We start from the raw sequence: 16,713 nt of genomic DNA on the forward strand, positions 1-16,713 counted from the left end.
CGTAGAGTTAAATCATGACCAGAATCGTTGCCGGCAGCGCGAAGGGGCGCGTCTTGAAAGTTCCCACGAAGGGAACTCGACCGACCTCCGAGCGTGTACGCGAAGCGCTCTTCTCCCGTCTCGACCACATGGGGGTCCTTCAAGGCGCGAGGGTTCTCGACCTGTACGCGGGCTCGGGGGCTCTCGGTCTGGAGGCGGCCTCGCGTGGCGCTTCGAAAGTGGAACTGGTGGAGAAAGCCCCGGGCGCGGCGAAGGTGATCCTTGAGAACATTCGCACGACCAGGCTGCCTGCCCAATGCCGTACGGCCTCCGTCGCCTCCTTCCTTGCCGGGCACTGCGGTCAAGCGCTTGAAGGCGACAGTGACCTTGTCCTCATCGACCCGCCCTACGATGTGGCAGAAGAAGAACTCGCACAGGTCCTGAGGCTGCTCGGACCTTGGCTGACGAGGGATGCGCTCGTCGTCGTCGAACGTTCGACTCGCAGCCCCGAGCCGAAGTGGCCTGACTTTCTCGTCCTCGAAGATGAACGCCGATGGGGGGAGACCGCAGCATGGTTCGCAGGCCCACCCCTCGAATTCGAAGAGGCTCCCGCATTCGATCGAAAGGCAGGGGAGCCTGACACGGGTGGAGATGAAGCGGACGCATCTGAAGCAGAGCGAGCCAAGGAGGAGCACGCATGACTTGCGCCCTCATCGCAGGGTCCTTCGACCCCATCACCCTCGGGCATCTTGACCTCGTGATGCGCGCTTCGCGCTTCAGTGAGGACATTGTTGTGGCCGTCGGCATGAACTCGGCGAAGAACTACCGTTTCACCCATGACCAACGCCTCCACATGGTTCAAGCCGTCCTCGCCCATTTCCCGAAGGTTCGGGTCATGCGAATGGACACCACCTTGCTCGAATGCGCGCTCGAGGTCGGGGCTGATGTCGTGGTCAAAGGGGTGAGGACTGGCGCCGACCTGGACTGGGAACTTGTTCAGGCGACAGTGAACCGGGATTTCGGGGACATTGAGACTCTTCTGATGCCGACCCGTCCCGAACTTGCGATCGTCTCCTCCTCGCTCGTGCGTGAATTGCTCACCCAGGGAATGGACATTTCGCGGTATGTTCCCGCCGCGATCATCCCACTCATGACGGACAATGAAGCAAGTGAGAAGCGCCCGACTCTGAAATGAGGACGAGATGACGAATCCGGAGATGCCGAACTCCACTGAGGACACCTGGGATGACAGCACGGTGTACGGCCCCTCGACCGTGATCGCAGCTCTCGATCAGATCCAGGTACTGATCGACCAGGCCCGTCAGGTTCCACTGTCTGCCTCGATCATCCTCAACAAGGCGGAGATCTTGGATCTTCTTGACCAGGCGCGTGAAGCACTGCCCGACGACCTCCTCCAAGCCGATCTGCTCGTCGCCGACGCCGACCAGGTCATGGGGCGCGCAGATTCAACCGCCGAGTTCACACTCGCGGAGGCGAACGCCCGAGCTGAATCAACCCTTCAAAGGGCGGACGAGAAGGCTGAGCATATTGTCGCCAACGCGACGCAGCAGGCTGAACGCACGATCGCGCGCGCTGACGAGGAAGCGGAAACGACCCTGCAACAGGCCCGAGCTGAGGCTGAGGCGATCCTCGTCGACGCGAACGCACAAGCAGAGCGCCTCATCACGACCGAGAACATTACGCGCATGGCTGAGGATCGGGCCCGTGAAATCGTCACTGAGGCGCGTGAACAGGATCAGCGCTTGCGCGAGGGGGCTGACGACTATGTCGAGAAATCCCTCTCGGAGCTGTCCGGTCTTCTCGCGGAGCTTCAACGGCGCACCCAGGCCGGAAGGCGCACCCTCGCGGAGCGCCACGGCGTCAACTTCACGGAAATCGAGCTCGATAATGACTGATTCGCCCCTCGTCCTCTCACTCGCGCGCCTGCCCAGGCAGGCCGGAGCGATGCTTCATGAGGATCGTGAATGGTCGGCGCCCGCAGACCTTGGCACACCTTCAATGAGCGTGCCCGAAAACACGAGGATCCCCCTGTCAGTTGATCTGACATCCGTCTCTGATGGCGTCCTCGTGCGCGTGAAAACCGAGGTGGAGTTGAAAGGCGAGTGCGTCCGCTGTCTCGACCCGGTCAGCGTCCACCACGAGATCGACGCTTCTGATGTCTACTTCGAGACCGCTCCATCGCCGGGCGAGGAGGATCTTGAAGCCGATGATTTTCTCCTCATCGGCACCCACGACACGATCGATCTGGAGCCACTGCTGCGCGACGCGATTGTCACTCTTGTTGACGAGCGCCCCCTGTGCGGTGAGGACTGCCAAGGCTTGTGCGATGTGTGCGGTGAGAAGCGTGCTGATCTTCCCGCAGACCATTCACATGAGTCCATTGATCCTCGCCTGGCGGCTCTCGCTTCTCTGCTCGAATCGAACCAGAAGGAAGCTGACTGAGCCCCATGTCTCGCGCGAAGAACCTTCCCATCCCACCCAGGACCGATATTGATGCTCTTACTGTCGCGTGGGGCGCCCCCATAGATCCTGAGCTTGTCACTCTTGCGCTGACGCATCGTTCCTATGCGAACGAGGCCGGAGGAATTGCGAACAATGAGCGTCTCGAGTTCCTCGGCGATGCGGTCCTCTCGATCGTGATTGCGGATCGTTTGTTCCATGACCATCCGGATTCACCGGAATCCGATCTGTCACGGATGCGAGCTGCCACTGTTTCCCAAGAACCTCTCGCGATGGCGGCGCGGCGCATTGAATTGGGGGATTTCATCTACCTTGGCAAGGGGGAGGCCGGTTCCGGGGGGAGGAATAAGGACTCGATTCTTTCCGATACTTTTGAAGCGATGATTGGCGCGACCTATCTGACTGGTGGCTTTGAAATCGCAAGGCGCGTCATCTTGAAGAATCTGGATTTCCTTTTGGTGCAGGCCCTTTCTCGGGGTTCTCATCATGACTGGAAGACTCTTTTTGTTGAGCGCGCCTCACAACTTGGCCTCGGTGAAGTGTCGTATGAGATCGAGGGCGAAGGACCGGACCACGATCGAACCTTCACCGCCAGGGCCTTCGTCTCTTCGAAGCAAGAGCCGATTGCAAGGGGGAAGGCTTCTTCGAAGAAGCATGCGGAGACGGCGGCTGCCGAGGCGGCGATGAATGCACTCGCCGAGCTGTGAATCCACTGACTTCCTCGACTTGTGAAAGCTGAGCTGCTCGTTGAGTCTGTGAGCTCCGTGTTCTTGACTTGAGCGTCTCGCCTCAAGGTTTTCCTCAGCACCTTTTGTTCGTGGGCGTCTTTGACTCTTTTTCTCAGACTGTGAAGGGTACGAGGACAATCCTTGTGGATTCTTCCAGGGGCAAAGGACCAAGGACCCGCTAGAATAGTCGTGTGAGTGAGAATCAGATTGCCTCCCCGATTCGAGTAATGATCGTTGACGATCATGAGATCGTTCGCCGCGGTATCGCTGAAATCGTTGATCGCGCCGACACCCTTGAAGTCGTTGCGGAAGCCGGCACCGTTGAAGATGCCCTACGCCGCGCCGACCTCGTGCGCCCCGATGTCATCCTCGTCGACCTGCAGCTCCCCGATGGTACGGGCATCGACATCATGTCGGCATTGGGACAAAGCCACCCCGATATCTTGCCCATCGTTCTGACCTCTTTCGACGATGACGAGGCCCTCGCCGAGTCCCTGGAGAAGGGGGCGCGTGCTTATGTTCTCAAGACGGTGCGCGGAGCTGAGATCACCGACGTCATCAAAGCTGTCGCAGCAGGTCGAGTGCTTCTTGATGAGCGGACCTTGACCCGCCGACGCGCCGACCATGAGGATCCGATTGCGGATCTGACTCCTTCGGAGCGTAAGGTTCTCGACCTGATCGGCGATGGATTGTCGAATCGTGAGATCGGCGAGAAGCTCGGTGTCGCGGAAAAGACCGTGAAGAACCACATCACCTCGCTTTTGTCGAAGATGGGCTTGCAGCGCCGCACACAGGTAGCCGCCTGGGTTGCAGGTCAGCGCGCCGCCGCCTGGAGGAACTGAACTCGTCTCTTCGTGCGCAAGAAGTGCTCGCTTCCCCTTGCCAAGAGAACCGTCTTCTCATCTGGGCGACGGTGCTCCTTGAGCTTTGGAAAGCGAATTGGGCGCAGCGGTGCTTCACTGCCCGGGAAGTGCTTCACTGTCCTGGAAGTGCTCCACTGCCCGAGAAAGTTGTCTCTTCTTTCCTGCCTGACGCCGGGCCGTGTAGTGCGCAGGGGAACAGCTGGGGAATGAGGATCTGGGCGAAGTAGCCGGAGGACGCTTCACGCGCATAGGCCTGGATTCTCGCATGTCACGCGCATAGGCCTGGATCTTCACATGAGGGAGCATTAACAACGAGTGAAGGCTGGGCAGGAGAAGCCTGGATCCTCGCATGGGGGATGGGAGCCTCGGAGGTCCAGTTCCTTGAGCCTCGCGCTTGTGGATCCTCGAATGAGGGGCGGGGAACTCGCTTCAATCAAGAGGCCTGCCCTTTGTCAATCAAGAGGCGTTCTTCACGTGGAAGGCGAGACTCTCACCTCGACCTGCTCGGCGCAAGTCTGCGGGAGGGGCCTGCCCTGTGCATGGCGAAGAACGCCCTCGCTTCAGGTCAAGGGTGCTCAGCTCAGGGGCACTGTCCAAATCAAGGAGGCGCCGAGCCCACCAATACCGCTTCCAAGCTCGAAGCTTCCCCCCAGGCGGCGCGCGCGTTCTTGCATATTGGCCAGTCCCGAATTGCGTGTCCTATTCGGGTCGATGCCCCTGCCGTCGTCCGCGATCGACACTCTCACCTGCCCATCAGCGCCCTGGCCTCTGACATCAACGGTGACCGCGCCTGCGGTGGCATGTGCGTGTCGGGCGATATTCGATAATCCTTCACGCACGATTGCAACCACATCATCGCCGAGCTCGGGGTCGATGAGCTGATCAATTCGGTCGATCATGTCCTGTTCTGCGGCCTCGTCCTCGTTGACTGCCACGCCATCGAGGGTGATGAGCAGGGAGGGGGCGAAACCGAGGAAGGAACGAGTTAGTGAGGACTCTCGGCGGATTCTTTCAACGAGGGCGACGGACTGGTCGGGCTCGCGAAGATTGTGGACGATCGCGCGGATCTGGCGAACAGCCCCGTCAATTCCTGCGAGGGAATGGTCAAGCGCCGCGATGATCGACTCCTTATCGAGATCACCGTCTGTGACCTTCTGTTTGGCTGCCTCGAGGCGCATACCAGTTGCAAAAAGCTCCTGGATCGCAAAGTCGTGCAGGTCACGCCCGATCCTGTCGCGCTCGTCAAGCAAGGCCGCAACATCTTCCGCGTGACGCGCCGAAGCGAGCTCGAGGGCGAGGGCTGCCTGGGAGGCCAAGGACTCGGCAAGAGTTAACTCGGAGGAATCGAACTCGGGGGTACCGATTCGGCGCAGCAGAATGAGAACTCCCGCGGTGTTGCCGCGTGAACGCAAAGGCGCATAGAGAGCGGGACCGAATGCAGAGAGTTGAGGGACGCGCATCGTTTGTGCGCGAGCCATTGAATCGACGATCATGCCGGTGCCTTCGCGGAGCACAGACATTGCCCGCCCCTCCGAGGGGAACACAATACCGAGAAGCGAATCGGCGAGATACCCATCGATGATCTCGGCGGCCCAAGTGTCACCAACAGAAGGAAGAACGATGATCGCGGTGTCGGCCCGTGATACCTCGCGCACAGTGCGGGCGATGAGTTCGAGCGCCTCTTCTTCATCGGTACCTTCCAGCATTGTTGTCGTCAAAGACTGGGAGGCTGAGATCCAGCGTTCGGTGCGGCGGGCATCGGCATACAGATGAGCGTTCTCGACGGCATTCCCAGCCGCGGGCGCAAGGGCAGTCAAGATTTCCGCATCGGAGTCCTTGAAACCACCAGGCTTGCCGATCAAGTAGAGACGACCGTAGACCTGCTCATGAACGAGGACGGACACGCCGAGGAAACTCTCGATCTGCGGGTCGAGGGGTTCGTCAAGCTCAGCAGAGTCGGTGTTCTTAGTGTGCGTGTTCACCGGAATCTGGGCGATGAACTCTTCGAGTTCGGCGGGGTTGTTGATTCTGAGATACCCACTCGCTGGGATCTGGGCTTTGAGGGAGTTGGGGACTTTCGGGGCGTACTCGAAGTCTCGATGTTCGATGAGCATACTCGTTGAGCCCCAGCTGTCGAGGACACACAGAGCCCCATAAGGGGTGCCGGTTAATCGGCAGGCCTGGGCCACGAAGGTATTGAGAGCAGATTTCAGATCGAGGCTGCTCGTCAGATCGAGGGCTGCTTGGAGCAGTTCATGGTCGGAGCGTACGGACATCATTCCTCCTCTTGGGCAAGAGCCCAACGGTACTGTTCCGAATGGGAGAGAAGTTCTGAATGCGTGCCGCGATCGAGAACGCGAGCGCATCTGCCTGCCTCATCCGTGGACTCGCCGCGTCCAATGAGGAGGATTTCATCAGCCGCGTCAAGAGCGGAAAGGCGGTGGGTAATCACGAGGACGCCGCGCGAGCGATCCTTCAAAAGATCAGCAACGAGCGCATCGGCCGTTTCCCCGTCAAGGTGCTCTCCGGCCTCGTCGAGAAGAAGGAGGGGAGCGGGGGAGGCGAGAGCGCGGGCGATGAGCAGGCGCCGCCTTTCACCTCCGGAGACGGTCCTCCCACCCGATCCGATGAGCGTGTCGAGTCCATGGGGAAGGGCGTTCAACCAGTCTTCAAGGCCGACCCGCTTGAGCAGAGCCACCGCTTCATTAGGGCCAAGGGACCCGTTCGCGACGCGCAGATTCTCCAGGACCGTGGAAGCGAAGACATGCGCGTCCTCGGTGGTGACGGTAATGGCCTCGGCAAGTTGGAGACGATCAGCTCCCCAGACGGGGGTGCCATCGAGGCGAAGTGATCCGGAATGCGCGGGAAGGAGACCCGCGAGAGTCAGGGCGAGCGTTGTTTTCCCAATGCCTGAGGGGCCGATGATCGCAATTGAACGCCCCTTTTCAAGGACGAGATCGAGTCCTTCAATGAGCTTAGGGCCGCCGGGCCAGCCGATTGTGAGATCCGAGGCCTCCAGGCGTGGGCTGTCACTCGTGGGAACCGGATGGGTTGGGGTCTCTTCCTCCTCTCCGAGCAGAGCGTCGATGCGGAGCGCCGCGTTCGCGGAGCGTACGAGTTGAACGGCAGCTGGAGCCAGTTCGGCGGTGCCCTCGAAGGAGGAAAGAGGAGTGAGAACGAGGACCGCGAGCATGACGGCTGCGATGATCCCGCCAGTCGTGCCGGGGATCCCGATGAGGAGGGCCGCGATGACTGCGGCTCCCATTGCACTGCGGTCGATGCTGGCGGCGAGAGCGGAGATCCGGGTGGCGCGATGAGAGGCGGCGGTGAGTTCGTCCTCAGTCGAGCAGATCGCGCGGCGTAAAAGGGGCAGGCGACCTGAGACTTGGAGTTCGGAGGCTCCATCGAGGAGGCTCAGAGTTTCGGCGGAGAGTTCGGAGCGTGCGTGCAGAGTGTCGATCTGGACGATGCGCGCCGCCTTCATTGCGAGCAGGGGAGCGCCCACCCCGGAGATCAGCAGACAGAGCGCAATGATGAGTGCCGAGGCCGGGGAGATCAGGGCCAAGCCGATGACGGTGCCGAGGCCGACGAGCCCCGTGACTGTGATGGGCAGGATCGTCTTGACGACGAGATCGCCAACATCATCGACATCTGCACCGGTGCGCGCAAGAAGATCTCCTCGGCGAATCTGTGCGAGCGCATCAACGGGGCGCTTTGACAGTTCCGCGTACAGGTTCTGCCGCAATGAGTCCATGCCCCTCAGGGCGACGCGGTGACTGGCGAGCCTTTGTGTATAGCGCAAGACGGCGCGGGAGACACCGAAGAGTCGAACGGCCGTTGCCGCGACCGAGAGGTACAGGACCGGTGGCTGCTGGGAGGCGAAGGCGATGAGCCAGGCGGAGGTTGCTCCTAGGGCGATCGCAGCGCCGAGTGCTCCCGAACCCAAGAGAACGGAGAAGATGAAGGATTTCGTATCAACCTCGAGCAGGGGAAGGATCCTTGTGAGTGCGCGTCTTTCCTCAACGGTAATCCCCATTATGCGCGCTCCCTCCTTGCATCGGTGGAAGAAGTATGAGTGGTGAGGTCCGCGAGGACTCCGGGCATCTCAATATCGATGATCTCCTCAGGGAGGGTGTCTCCGAGCAGTTCGGGATACTTTTCAAGTTCTTCAGCGCTTGCGGCTTCGGCCTCGATGTTGATGACGTGATCGGCGATGGAGATTAATGACCGGCGGTGTGCGATGACGAGAAGAGTCTTACCTTGGGCGCGCAGCGCTTGAATGGCGTGGATGACTTCGTCTTCGCTGACGGCGTCGAGGTGCGCGGTCGGTTCGTCGAGGACGACGAGTGGGGCGTCTTCGAGGAGAGCGCGAGTCAATGCGAGGCGTTGACGTTGCCCGAGTGACAGGCCAACTCCACCGACCCCGATCATCGTGTCCCAGCCTGTGGTTTGGGACTCAACGACGGTGAGGAAACCGGTGGCGCGCGCCGCATCGATGAGCGAATCGTCCACGTCTAAGCGTGAAAGGTTGTCGAGGATTGTTCCGGGAACGAGGGTCGGCGCTTGGGGAACCCAGGTGATCGACTCCCACCAGCTCGCAAGGTCGACATCGTGAAGATCGAGTGCGGGGCCGTCTTCGGGGACGAGGACGATGGAGCCGCGCGTCGCTTTGAGCAGTCCGAGGATCGTCAAGACGCTCGTTGTTTTTCCCGAACCAGAGCGCCCGGCGAGGACTGTGAAGGAAGCAGGCTCAATACGTGCGTTGAGGCGGTAGGGCGCCCAGGTGCCGCGTGCTGCGACGGACACTCCTTTGAGTTCGATCGTGGTGTGACGAGGATCTGGAGCGGGAAGCGTGCCCTCTGCTTGGTTGGGGCGGGGAGCTTCGATGATATCGAAGGCGGCCTGGGCTGCGGTCACGCCGTTCGCGGAGGCATGGAACTGGGCCCCGACTTGGCGTAGGGGCTCGAAAACTTCGGGGGCGAGCATGATGACGGCGAGGCCGCTTGTCAGGTCGATTCCTCCGACGACGAGGCGCATCCCCACTTCAACGGCGACGAGTGCGACTGAGAGGGTGGCGAGGAATTCGAGGGCTGCGCCGGACAGGAAAGCGACGCGCAGAGTCGACATGGTGGTGCGAGTGTTCTCCCTCCCTAGAGCTTCGAGATGCTTCCTCGGCCCCTTTTCTCGGCCGAGGCCGCGAAGCGTCGGTAGTCCGGCCATGAGGTCGAGCAATTGTGCGCTGAGGCGCTCCATGGCGGCGAGCTTCGCTTTTGAGGAATCCTGGGTGAAACGCCCGATGAGGATCATGAAGATCGGAATCAGGGGGATCACGAGGAAGGCAATAAGGGCGGACCAGGGATCGAGGAGGGCCATGACGAGGAGGGCGAGTGGTGTGGCCGTCGATGTGAGGACGAGTTGAGGGAGGAACTTGACGAAGTAGGGACCGAGGTCATCAAGACCACGGGTGAGGAGGGTTGTGGTCTCTGAAGCGTGGATTGCGCGCCACCTGGGGCCCAGTGCTTGTGCTGCGTTGAGTACTTCTGCGCGCAGATCGCGGATCGTGTGATCGGCTCCGTGCTGGGCGGCGGTCTCACGGGCTGCGACGAGGAGGCCGCGTAGGAGTGTGAGCAGCGCAAGGAGTGTGATGAGCCAGAGGACATCGGCTAAAGCGGCGTGTCCTTCGATGACGGGAGAGACCGAGTGGGAGATGAGGAGAACCTGGGCGATGACGACGAGGGCCGTCAAAGTGCCGAAGAGGGCGGTGAGGAGGATCGGCCGCCTCGCACTGCGGGCGTATTTCAAAAGGCGGGGATCGAATGGGCGCACGACGCCCATTGTGCCAAAAACATGGGCCCTAAACGAGTTGAACCCGGCCTTTAGTCCTAGGCTTTGAGTGTGCGAGAAAATAGCTGGGAAAACGCTGGAAAGTAGGCGCCAACGCTGAAGAAAACAGGGGAAAGAGTCAAGAAAAAACGGAGGCGGCCCGCCGCTGATGCGACGGGCCGCCCACAAGACCAAGCAGATCAGCCGGCGAGGAAGCTCTCGCCAAGGCGGATCTTGTCGAAGAGGAGACCGGTGTTGTGGTCAACATCGGAGACCGAGACTCGCTTGCGGAAGGTCCAGTAGGACCATGCCGTGTAAGCGAGGACGACAGGGACCAAGCACAGCGCGACGATCGTCATGACCTGCAGAGTCGAAGCGGAGGACGAAGCCTGCTCAATCGTGAGCGAATACGCCGGGTCGATCGAGGACTTTTGAACCGCAGGGGCCATCGAGGCGAAGACCCAGGCGACTGCACCGGCGATCGCAAGCGTCGAAAGAGTGAACGACACACCCTCGCGGCGCATGGCCTTTTGCGAGAAGGCAGCCGAAGCAATGATCGCGAGGGCCGCCACAAGGAGCGGAATCCACGCCAGGATATTCGTCGTGTAGACGAACTGGCCCCACAGGAGGAAGGCTGCGGCAACGAGGGTCGCCATCACGGTCAGGGGTGCGGCAATCCCGTTGGCGCGTTCGCGGACATCGCCCTCGGTCTTCAGAGCGAGGAACTGGGCGCCGTGAGCGAGGCAGACCAGCAGGATCGCAACGCCTCCAAGAATCGTGAAGGGAGTCAGGAGGGAGAAGAAACCACCGGTGAGCTGGTGGGTCGCGGTCGCCAAAGAATCGGCAACGGCATTAGGGGCGATGATCTCGCCGGACTTGACGTCCATGACCTCGATCTTCATGCCCTGAACGAAGTTCGCGAAGGCGACACCCAGGAGGATCGGGACGAGCCAAGCGGTGAAAGTGTGGAGCATATCCCAGCGGGCGCGCCAAGCGACGGTCGCAATCTTTGAACGCCACTCGAGGGCGGAGATGCGGATGATTAGCGCGAAGAGGATGAGGAAGAGGGGCAGGTACATGCCGGAGAACATCGTGGCATACCACTCAGGGAAGGCCGCGAAAGTTGCGCCGCCGGCGGTGAGGAGCCACACCTCATTGCCGTCCCAGTGGGGGCCAATGGTGCGCACGGCTTGGGTGCGCTCTTCGTCATTTTTCGCGACGAAGGGGAGTAGGGCGCCGACGCCGAAGTCGAAGCCCTCGGTCACGAGGTAGGCCGTCCACAGGACAGCAATGAGAACGAACCAAAGGATCGAGAGTGTCATGTCAGTCTCCTAGTTCTCAGTAGCCGAAGGACAGAGCGCCGACGGTCTCGCCCTCTTGGGTCTTCTTCGATGAATGGATGCCCTCAAGGGCGTAGCGCTTCATGAGGACGAACCAGATGACGCCGAGAATCGCGTAGAGGAGGGTGAAGCCGATGAGGGTCGCCAGCATCTGAGCGGCGGGCACATTCGGCGAAATGGCGGAGTCGGTCATCAGCATGACGGAGCCGACCGGATCGCCGTTCTCAAGACCCTTGAGGTTCGGCATGACGATCCAGGGCTGACGTCCAATTTCTGTGAAGATCCAACCGAAGGAAGCGGCGATGAAGGGCAGTGGCATGTTGAGGAGTGCAAGACGGCCAAGCCACTTGTTATCCGAAACAGCGCCCTTGCGGGTTGCCCACAGGCCCCAAGCGCCAACGAGGAAAGCGACCATGCCCAGGGCGATCATGAGGCGGAAGCTCCAGAAGGAGGCCATCTGGGGGGGACGGAAGTCGTACTGAGCGGCGTCACCGTACTTCGCAGTGAAATCGGGGTTTGCGTTGAGAAGGTCGACCATGCGTTTCTGGATGTCAGCCACGCCCTGAACCTCGGCGTTGAAGTCGTTGTGCGACATGAAGGCCGCAACTCCGGGAACTTCGACGAACTTGGTGGGCTCGGGGGTGTCACCTTCGAGGGGGCAGGAGCCGAACTGTGCGACAGTGAAGGCAGCCCCCTTGGCGTCCATGCAGATGCCCTCAGCTGCGGCCATCTTCATCGGCTGGAGTTCAACGATTTCCTGGCCCTGGAAGTGGCCGGTGGTGGTAACGCCCAGGCCGCCAACGAGAACGACGACGAAGCCGAAGCGGGCGATCGGGCGCCACACATTGAGGGCTTGCTCACGGCCAAGCTCGGTATCGGAGCGGTGTGCGCGGATCATCCACCAGGTGGCGAGTCCAGCGATCACGGAACCGGCGATGAGCCAGGCGGAGGTGATGACGTGGGTGAATTCCCAGAAGAGGACCGGGTTGGCGACGATCTGGAAGAAGCCTGTGGCTTTATCGAGTTCGGCTCGACCGGTTTCAGCGTTGAAGGTTGCGCCGACAGGGTGCTGCATCCAGGAGTTCGCTCCGAGGATCCACAGGGCGGAGAGCATCGTGCCGATGGCAACGCACCAGATGGAGACGAGGTGGAGGGTCTTGGACAGGCGGCCCCAACCGAAGATCCACAGGCCGAGGAAGGTCGATTCGAGGAAGAAGGCGAGGAGGGCTTCAACGGCGAGCGGTGCGCCGAAGATGTCGCCGACGTATCGAGAGTATTCCGACCAGTTCATGCCGAACTGGAATTCCTGGACGATGCCTGTTGCGACACCGAGGGCGAAGGTGATGAGGAGAAGCTTGCCGAAGAAACGGGTGGCTTGGAGCCAGTGCTCCTTGCCGGTCTTGTGCCAGAACGTCTGCATGAGGGCGACCATCAGCGACATGCCGATGGTCAGCGGGACGAGGATGAAGTGGTAGACGGTGGTAATACCGAACTGCCATCGTCCGATCATTACAGAGTCGAGCGCTGCTTGCGCGAGGGTCATGAGTGCTCGCCTTCCTTGAAGAAAAGCTCGATGGATAGGGGGACGGCTTGACGCTGGTTTGGGACCATCGTCTTATGCTTGCGGCCACGATAGCCTAAAATCCTCTGTCTTCGGAGCCTTGAGAGACTTTAGACCCTGTTTTCTGACATACCCATGGCATTCGCCAGCAAAGCCTGGAATTCTCACTCTTCCAACCCGTGAAAATAAAAGACCTCGTGTATTTCAAGGGGTGTGTGCGACCGTGGGTTGTGTGCGCCCGCCCTCTTCTTCGAAGCTTGTCTTTGAGCTCAAGTCCTACCCGCATATCCGAGCTGCCCTTCGCACCCTAGTGGAGTTGTTCTCACACAAGACAAGTGAACTCTTTCGCGCTCAGAACAAGTGGAATCTTTGTCGCTCGGGGCGGGCCGTGAAGGGGTAGTGGGACGCCGGGATGGGACTGTGCGACAATGGATCTGATATCGGACGTCGTGAGCGCACCCTCGCGGCGTGTGCAGTGCCGACGGTGCCTCAGACTCCGGCATAGCGCTTCGTGCGACGCATGAACCGTCAGGCTTTCCGCCCCCTGCGGGCGAGTACGAGGGCGCAGCCCGGTGCGGGGTGCGTGCCAACAAATGGAGAACCGTTGACTACCGATTCGATGAATTCGACTCCGGAAACCCCCGCAGCGTCACTGCTGTTCCACGCACCCGTGTTCAAAGCCGCGGAGCCGCTGCCTCCGAGTATTCCCTCGCAAGACTTAGAAGAACATGAAGCTCCCAAGCGTCAGCGTCGTACCCGCAAGGCGAAGGACGAGACAGTGAAGGAGGAGGTGGAATCCGAGAGTTCGGACACGCCCAAACGCAAGCGCCGCACCCGCAAGGTGAAAGAAGAGGTAACCCCTGAAGAGGATGGCGCTCAATCCTCTGAGGATCTTGCCGCCCAAGAAGGCGCCGAGGATTCTTCACAGGAGAACGAAGAAGAAGGGACCTCGAGTCATCGTCGGCGTCGTCGCCGCACCCGTCCCTCCGCCTTAGAGGAGAGCGATCCGAACGACCAGGTGACAGCTCTGAAGGGTTCGACTCGCCTTGAGGCGAAGAAGCAGCGTCGCAAAGAAGGGCGGCGTGAGGGCCGTCGTCGTCACGGCATTACTGAGTCCGAATTCCTCGCTCGTCGCGAATCCGTGAAGCGTGAGATGGTGATCCGCGATCACGAGGGCCTCGACCAGATCGCGATCCTCGAGGATGGCCTCCTTGTCGAACACTACGTCGCTCGTCGCACCCAGAAGTCGATGGTCGGCAACATCTACCTGGGTCGCGTGCAAAACGTCTTGCCTTCGATGGAAGCGGCCTTCGTCGATATTGGTCGTGGTCGCAATGCTGTCCTGTACGCCGGTGAAGTGAATTGGGATGCTGTGGGCCTCGAAGGTAAACCACGACGCATCGAATCGGCCCTCAAATCCGGTGACGCCGTCCTCGTCCAAGTGACGAAGGATCCGATTGGGCACAAGGGTGCCCGCCTGACCAGCCAGATCACCTTGGCTGGGCGCTACCTCGTGCTCATCCCCAACGGTTCGATGATGGGAATCTCTCGCAAGCTTCCCGATCGTGAGCGCACCCGTTTGAAGAAGATCCTCAAACAGGTTGTTCCCACGGGTGCGGGCGTGATCGTTCGCACCGCCGCCGAGGGCGCCAGCGAAGAACAGATCCGCGATGATGTTGCACGTCTGACGAAGCAATGGGCTGATATTGAAGCAAAACAGACTCACACGAAGTCCGCGCCGGTTCTGCTTCGCGGCGAACCCGAGCTTGCGGTCCGTGTGGTTCGCGACATCTTCAATGAAGATTTCGCGAAGCTCCTCATCCAAGGTCGCGACACCTATTCCACAGTGAAAGACTACGTCGACGAACTCTCGCCCGAGCTTTCCGATCGGGTCGAGCAGTGGGTCGGCACCGATGATGTCTTCCACGCGCATCGTATCGACGAACAACTCGCGAAGGGCATGGACCGTAAAGTCTGGTTGCCTTCGGGCGGCACGCTCATCATTGATCGCACGGAGGCGATGACCGTTGTCGATGTCAACACCGGCAAGTTCATCGGCGCCGGGGGCACTCTCGAAGAGACGGTGACGAAGAATAACCTCGAAGCCGCAGAAGAGATCGTCCGCCAACTGCGTCTGCGTGACATCGGAGGGATCATCATTGTCGACTTCGTCGACATGGTCCTCGAGTCGAATCGTGACCTCGTGCTCCGCCGCCTCGTCGAGTGCCTGGGGCGCGATCGCACTCGCCATCAAGTCACGGAGATCACCTCTCTCGGTTTGGTCCAGATGACGCGCAAACGCGTCGGCGAAGGGCTCGTTGAAGCCTTCTCCACCAGCTGCGAAGCCTGTGAGGGACGCGGCTTCATCGTCCACGATCATCCGGTGGAGACCACGGGGGCGCAGGATCGTACGGGCAGCGCTCCGAAGAAGGATAAGCGCAAGAAGAACGCTCCAGAGTCGCGTCGTGTTGATGACGATGTCGATCATGAAAAGGCCAAGCAGGCTCTTTCGGCGATCGCGGCGGCGAGCCGCAAAGTGGAGGAGCCAGTCGAGAAGACTGAAAGCGCTCCGGATCACAATGACGGAGATTCTTCGCATCTTGAGGGCGCTCAAGTGAAGGCTGAAGCCTTTGAAGAGCCTCCCGCCCACAAGCGTCCCGCGAGGCGTCGTCGCTCGGGCGCAGCCCAGTCAGTGGACATCCCCGCGAGCGACGAAGAGTCGAAGCCCAAGAACGATTCAGGTGCTCTGGCGGAGTTGGCCTCGCATGTTGAGCCCCACGAGGTTGACGTGGCGAAGGCTGAGGTGAAGACCCAGGAAGTAGCCGTTGAGGAGGAGACGACTGGGCAAGAGCAGGTGGAGAACGACCATCCGGGGGAGCGTCAGCCACGCCCTCGTCGGCGCCGTCGTGCGCTCTCCCTTACTGAAGAGCCGATGATCCCCGCCCTCGAACCCACGCCGAATCGCCGCGAGGCTGAACCCATGCCAATGGAGTCTCAAGAAACGGGTGAGGCCGCGCAGGAGACTCGCCCTCCCGCTCAGAGGCGGAAGGCGACGAAACCGGGCGAGAAGTCTTTTGCGAGTGAGGTTTCCTCCCAGACTGTGCCGCAAGAGGAGAGTGTGAAACGGCGTCGCCGTCGCCAGGTCTCCTCAGAATCGGTAGAACCGGCAGCTCTCACCCCCGCCCTGAGCATTGAACTGCCGAAGCGTCAAGAGGGGCCTTCCACTCCGACAGCTCTCATGTCGACTGACTTGATTGCTCTTCCCGAGGCGAAGGACGCGCCAGAGATGAAGAAGGAAACCACGTCGAAGCGTCGTCGGCGCGTCGCCTCGACTGGCGTCATCAATGCCGGGTGAACTCCTCAGGGCATGAATTTCCGTTCTCGTGATCGGGAGCGGCGATTCGCGTGCGGACAATGGACAGCCCGGGTTCTGATCTCAGTGTGAAGAAAGGGGATCGCCAGCTTGTTGAATGTTCGCTTGGATGCATCGCTGATGTCTGGGCGCAGGCAAGAAGCCCAGCCAAAGAACGCGCCGATTGTGAGGTGAGCTTCTGATGCCAGTACACGGGGAAGGGGACTCAGTGTCACGCACAGTCCAGTTGCCCGAAGAGAGCTGAGTCCTGTGCGCGGGCAAAAGTTGGCGGGTGTCCAGTGCGCCAGGTATCACGCAGTTTCTAATGTCTGTGCGCGTCGAAGGGGCTCATGCGGAGCCCAGGGGCGACGCTTCTTTTGTGCGATCGAGGAGCCGAGTCGTGGGAGGAACTCAATCAGGCGCTTCTCGGATACCCAATGCATCCTCGAAAATGCTGGCGTTGAAAAGCTGGGTGCCTGGGGATCGATGCTGGACCGCCATGTGTTGCAGTGCGTCACATGAGGGGCGCTCCGACCCTCCTGGCGGGCGCATGCCGCACTGCGAGGAGGTTGAAGAGGAACAGAGA

At 60.6% G+C, this 16,713-nt stretch carries 12 protein-coding genes; 7 read left to right on the forward strand and 5 right to left on the reverse strand.

The annotated features are described in order from the left end of the window. Positions 1–14: 14 nt before the first annotated feature. The 6 genes from rsmD to FFA61_RS03400 all read left to right on the forward strand — a co-directional run bounded on the left by rsmD (position 15) and on the right by FFA61_RS03400 (position 4,030). Positions 15–680: a 16S rRNA (guanine(966)-N(2))-methyltransferase RsmD gene (rsmD, locus tag FFA61_RS03375; protein WP_005961612.1), complete on the forward strand. Its 666-nt coding sequence runs from the start codon at positions 15–17 to the stop codon at positions 678–680. Then, complete coding sequence (gene coaD, locus FFA61_RS03380; RefSeq protein ID WP_005961611.1) at positions 677–1,174, forward strand: pantetheine-phosphate adenylyltransferase; 498 nt, start codon at positions 677–679, stop codon at positions 1,172–1,174. Before rsmD ends, coaD begins: the two co-directional genes overlap by 4 nt. Positions 1,175–1,181: 7 nt before the next feature. Continuing rightward, complete coding sequence (locus tag FFA61_RS03385; RefSeq protein WP_005961610.1) at positions 1,182–1,895, forward strand: hypothetical protein; 714 nt, start codon at positions 1,182–1,184, stop codon at positions 1,893–1,895. Continuing rightward, positions 1,888–2,442, forward strand: coding sequence for a YceD family protein (locus FFA61_RS03390; RefSeq protein WP_005961608.1), 555 nt, complete (start codon positions 1,888–1,890; stop codon positions 2,440–2,442). Before FFA61_RS03385 ends, FFA61_RS03390 begins: the two co-directional genes overlap by 8 nt. A 5-nt stretch (positions 2,443–2,447) precedes the next feature. Beyond that, positions 2,448–3,167, forward strand: coding sequence for a ribonuclease III (gene rnc / locus FFA61_RS03395; RefSeq protein WP_005961606.1), 720 nt, complete (start codon positions 2,448–2,450; stop codon positions 3,165–3,167). A gap of 248 nt (positions 3,168–3,415) precedes the next feature. Further along, complete coding sequence (locus FFA61_RS03400; RefSeq protein WP_005961604.1) at positions 3,416–4,030, forward strand: response regulator; 615 nt, start codon at positions 3,416–3,418, stop codon at positions 4,028–4,030. A gap of 596 nt (positions 4,031–4,626) precedes the next feature. Here the strand turns inward: FFA61_RS03400 and FFA61_RS03405 are convergent. From FFA61_RS03405 to FFA61_RS03425, 5 genes are all read right to left on the reverse strand, one after another. Beyond that, the gene (locus FFA61_RS03405) at positions 4,627–6,330 is read right to left on the reverse strand and encodes a sensor histidine kinase (protein ID WP_005961601.1); all 1,704 of its coding nucleotides are present in this window, start codon (positions 6,328–6,330) and stop codon (positions 4,627–4,629) included. Next, the gene (gene cydC / locus FFA61_RS03410) at positions 6,327–8,087 is read right to left on the reverse strand and encodes a thiol reductant ABC exporter subunit CydC (protein ID WP_005961600.1); all 1,761 of its coding nucleotides are present in this window, start codon (positions 8,085–8,087) and stop codon (positions 6,327–6,329) included. Before cydC ends, FFA61_RS03405 begins: the two co-directional genes overlap by 4 nt. Further along, complete coding sequence (gene cydD / locus FFA61_RS03415; RefSeq protein ID WP_005961599.1) at positions 8,087–9,886, reverse strand: thiol reductant ABC exporter subunit CydD; 1,800 nt, start codon at positions 9,884–9,886, stop codon at positions 8,087–8,089. The genes cydC and cydD overlap by 1 nt, the downstream gene beginning before the upstream one ends. 188 nt (positions 9,887–10,074) lie before the next feature. After that, positions 10,075–11,196 (reverse strand): cytochrome d ubiquinol oxidase subunit II, encoded by a 1,122-nt coding sequence (cydB, locus tag FFA61_RS03420; protein ID WP_005961598.1) that lies wholly within the window; start codon positions 11,194–11,196, stop codon positions 10,075–10,077. Positions 11,197–11,212: 16 nt separating this feature from the next. Next, positions 11,213–12,757 carry a cytochrome ubiquinol oxidase subunit I gene (locus FFA61_RS03425; protein ID WP_005961597.1) on the reverse strand — a complete coding sequence of 515 codons (1,545 nt, stop codon included), beginning with the start codon at positions 12,755–12,757 and terminating at the stop codon, positions 11,213–11,215. 622 nt (positions 12,758–13,379) lie between these two features. On the opposite strand from FFA61_RS03425, the gene FFA61_RS03430 reads away from it, so the two are divergent. After that, complete coding sequence (locus FFA61_RS03430) at positions 13,380–16,130, forward strand: Rne/Rng family ribonuclease (protein WP_005961595.1); 2,751 nt, start codon at positions 13,380–13,382, stop codon at positions 16,128–16,130. Positions 16,131–16,713: the final 583 nt, after the last annotated feature.

The sequence above is a fragment of the Schaalia cardiffensis F0333 genome (assembly GCF_005886435.1).
In the GTDB taxonomy this organism is placed as follows: Bacteria; Actinomycetota; Actinomycetes; order Actinomycetales; family Actinomycetaceae; genus Pauljensenia; species Pauljensenia cardiffensis.

Excerpts from the sequence above, each read along its gene's own strand:
- rsmD (WP_005961612.1), top strand. The coding sequence starts at position 15 with ATGACCAGAATCGTTGCCGGCAGCGCGAAGGGGCGCGTCTTGAAAGTT.
- coaD (WP_005961611.1), top strand. The coding sequence starts at position 677 with ATGACTTGCGCCCTCATCGCAGGGTCCTTCGACCCCATCACCCTCGGG.
- FFA61_RS03385 (WP_005961610.1), top strand. The coding sequence starts at position 1,182 with ATGACGAATCCGGAGATGCCGAACTCCACTGAGGACACCTGGGATGAC.
- FFA61_RS03390 (WP_005961608.1), top strand. The coding sequence starts at position 1,888 with ATGACTGATTCGCCCCTCGTCCTCTCACTCGCGCGCCTGCCCAGGCAG.
- rnc (WP_005961606.1), top strand. The coding sequence starts at position 2,448 with ATGTCTCGCGCGAAGAACCTTCCCATCCCACCCAGGACCGATATTGAT.
- FFA61_RS03400 (WP_005961604.1), top strand. The coding sequence starts at position 3,416 with ATGATCGTTGACGATCATGAGATCGTTCGCCGCGGTATCGCTGAAATC.
- FFA61_RS03405 (WP_005961601.1), bottom strand. The coding sequence starts at position 6,330 with ATGATGTCCGTACGCTCCGACCATGAACTGCTCCAAGCAGCCCTCGAT.
- cydC (WP_005961600.1), bottom strand. The coding sequence starts at position 8,087 with ATGGGGATTACCGTTGAGGAAAGACGCGCACTCACAAGGATCCTTCCC.
- cydD (WP_005961599.1), bottom strand. The coding sequence starts at position 9,886 with ATGGGCGTCGTGCGCCCATTCGATCCCCGCCTTTTGAAATACGCCCGC.
- cydB (WP_005961598.1), bottom strand. The coding sequence starts at position 11,196 with ATGACACTCTCGATCCTTTGGTTCGTTCTCATTGCTGTCCTGTGGACG.
- FFA61_RS03425 (WP_005961597.1), bottom strand. The coding sequence starts at position 12,757 with ATGACCCTCGCGCAAGCAGCGCTCGACTCTGTAATGATCGGACGATGG.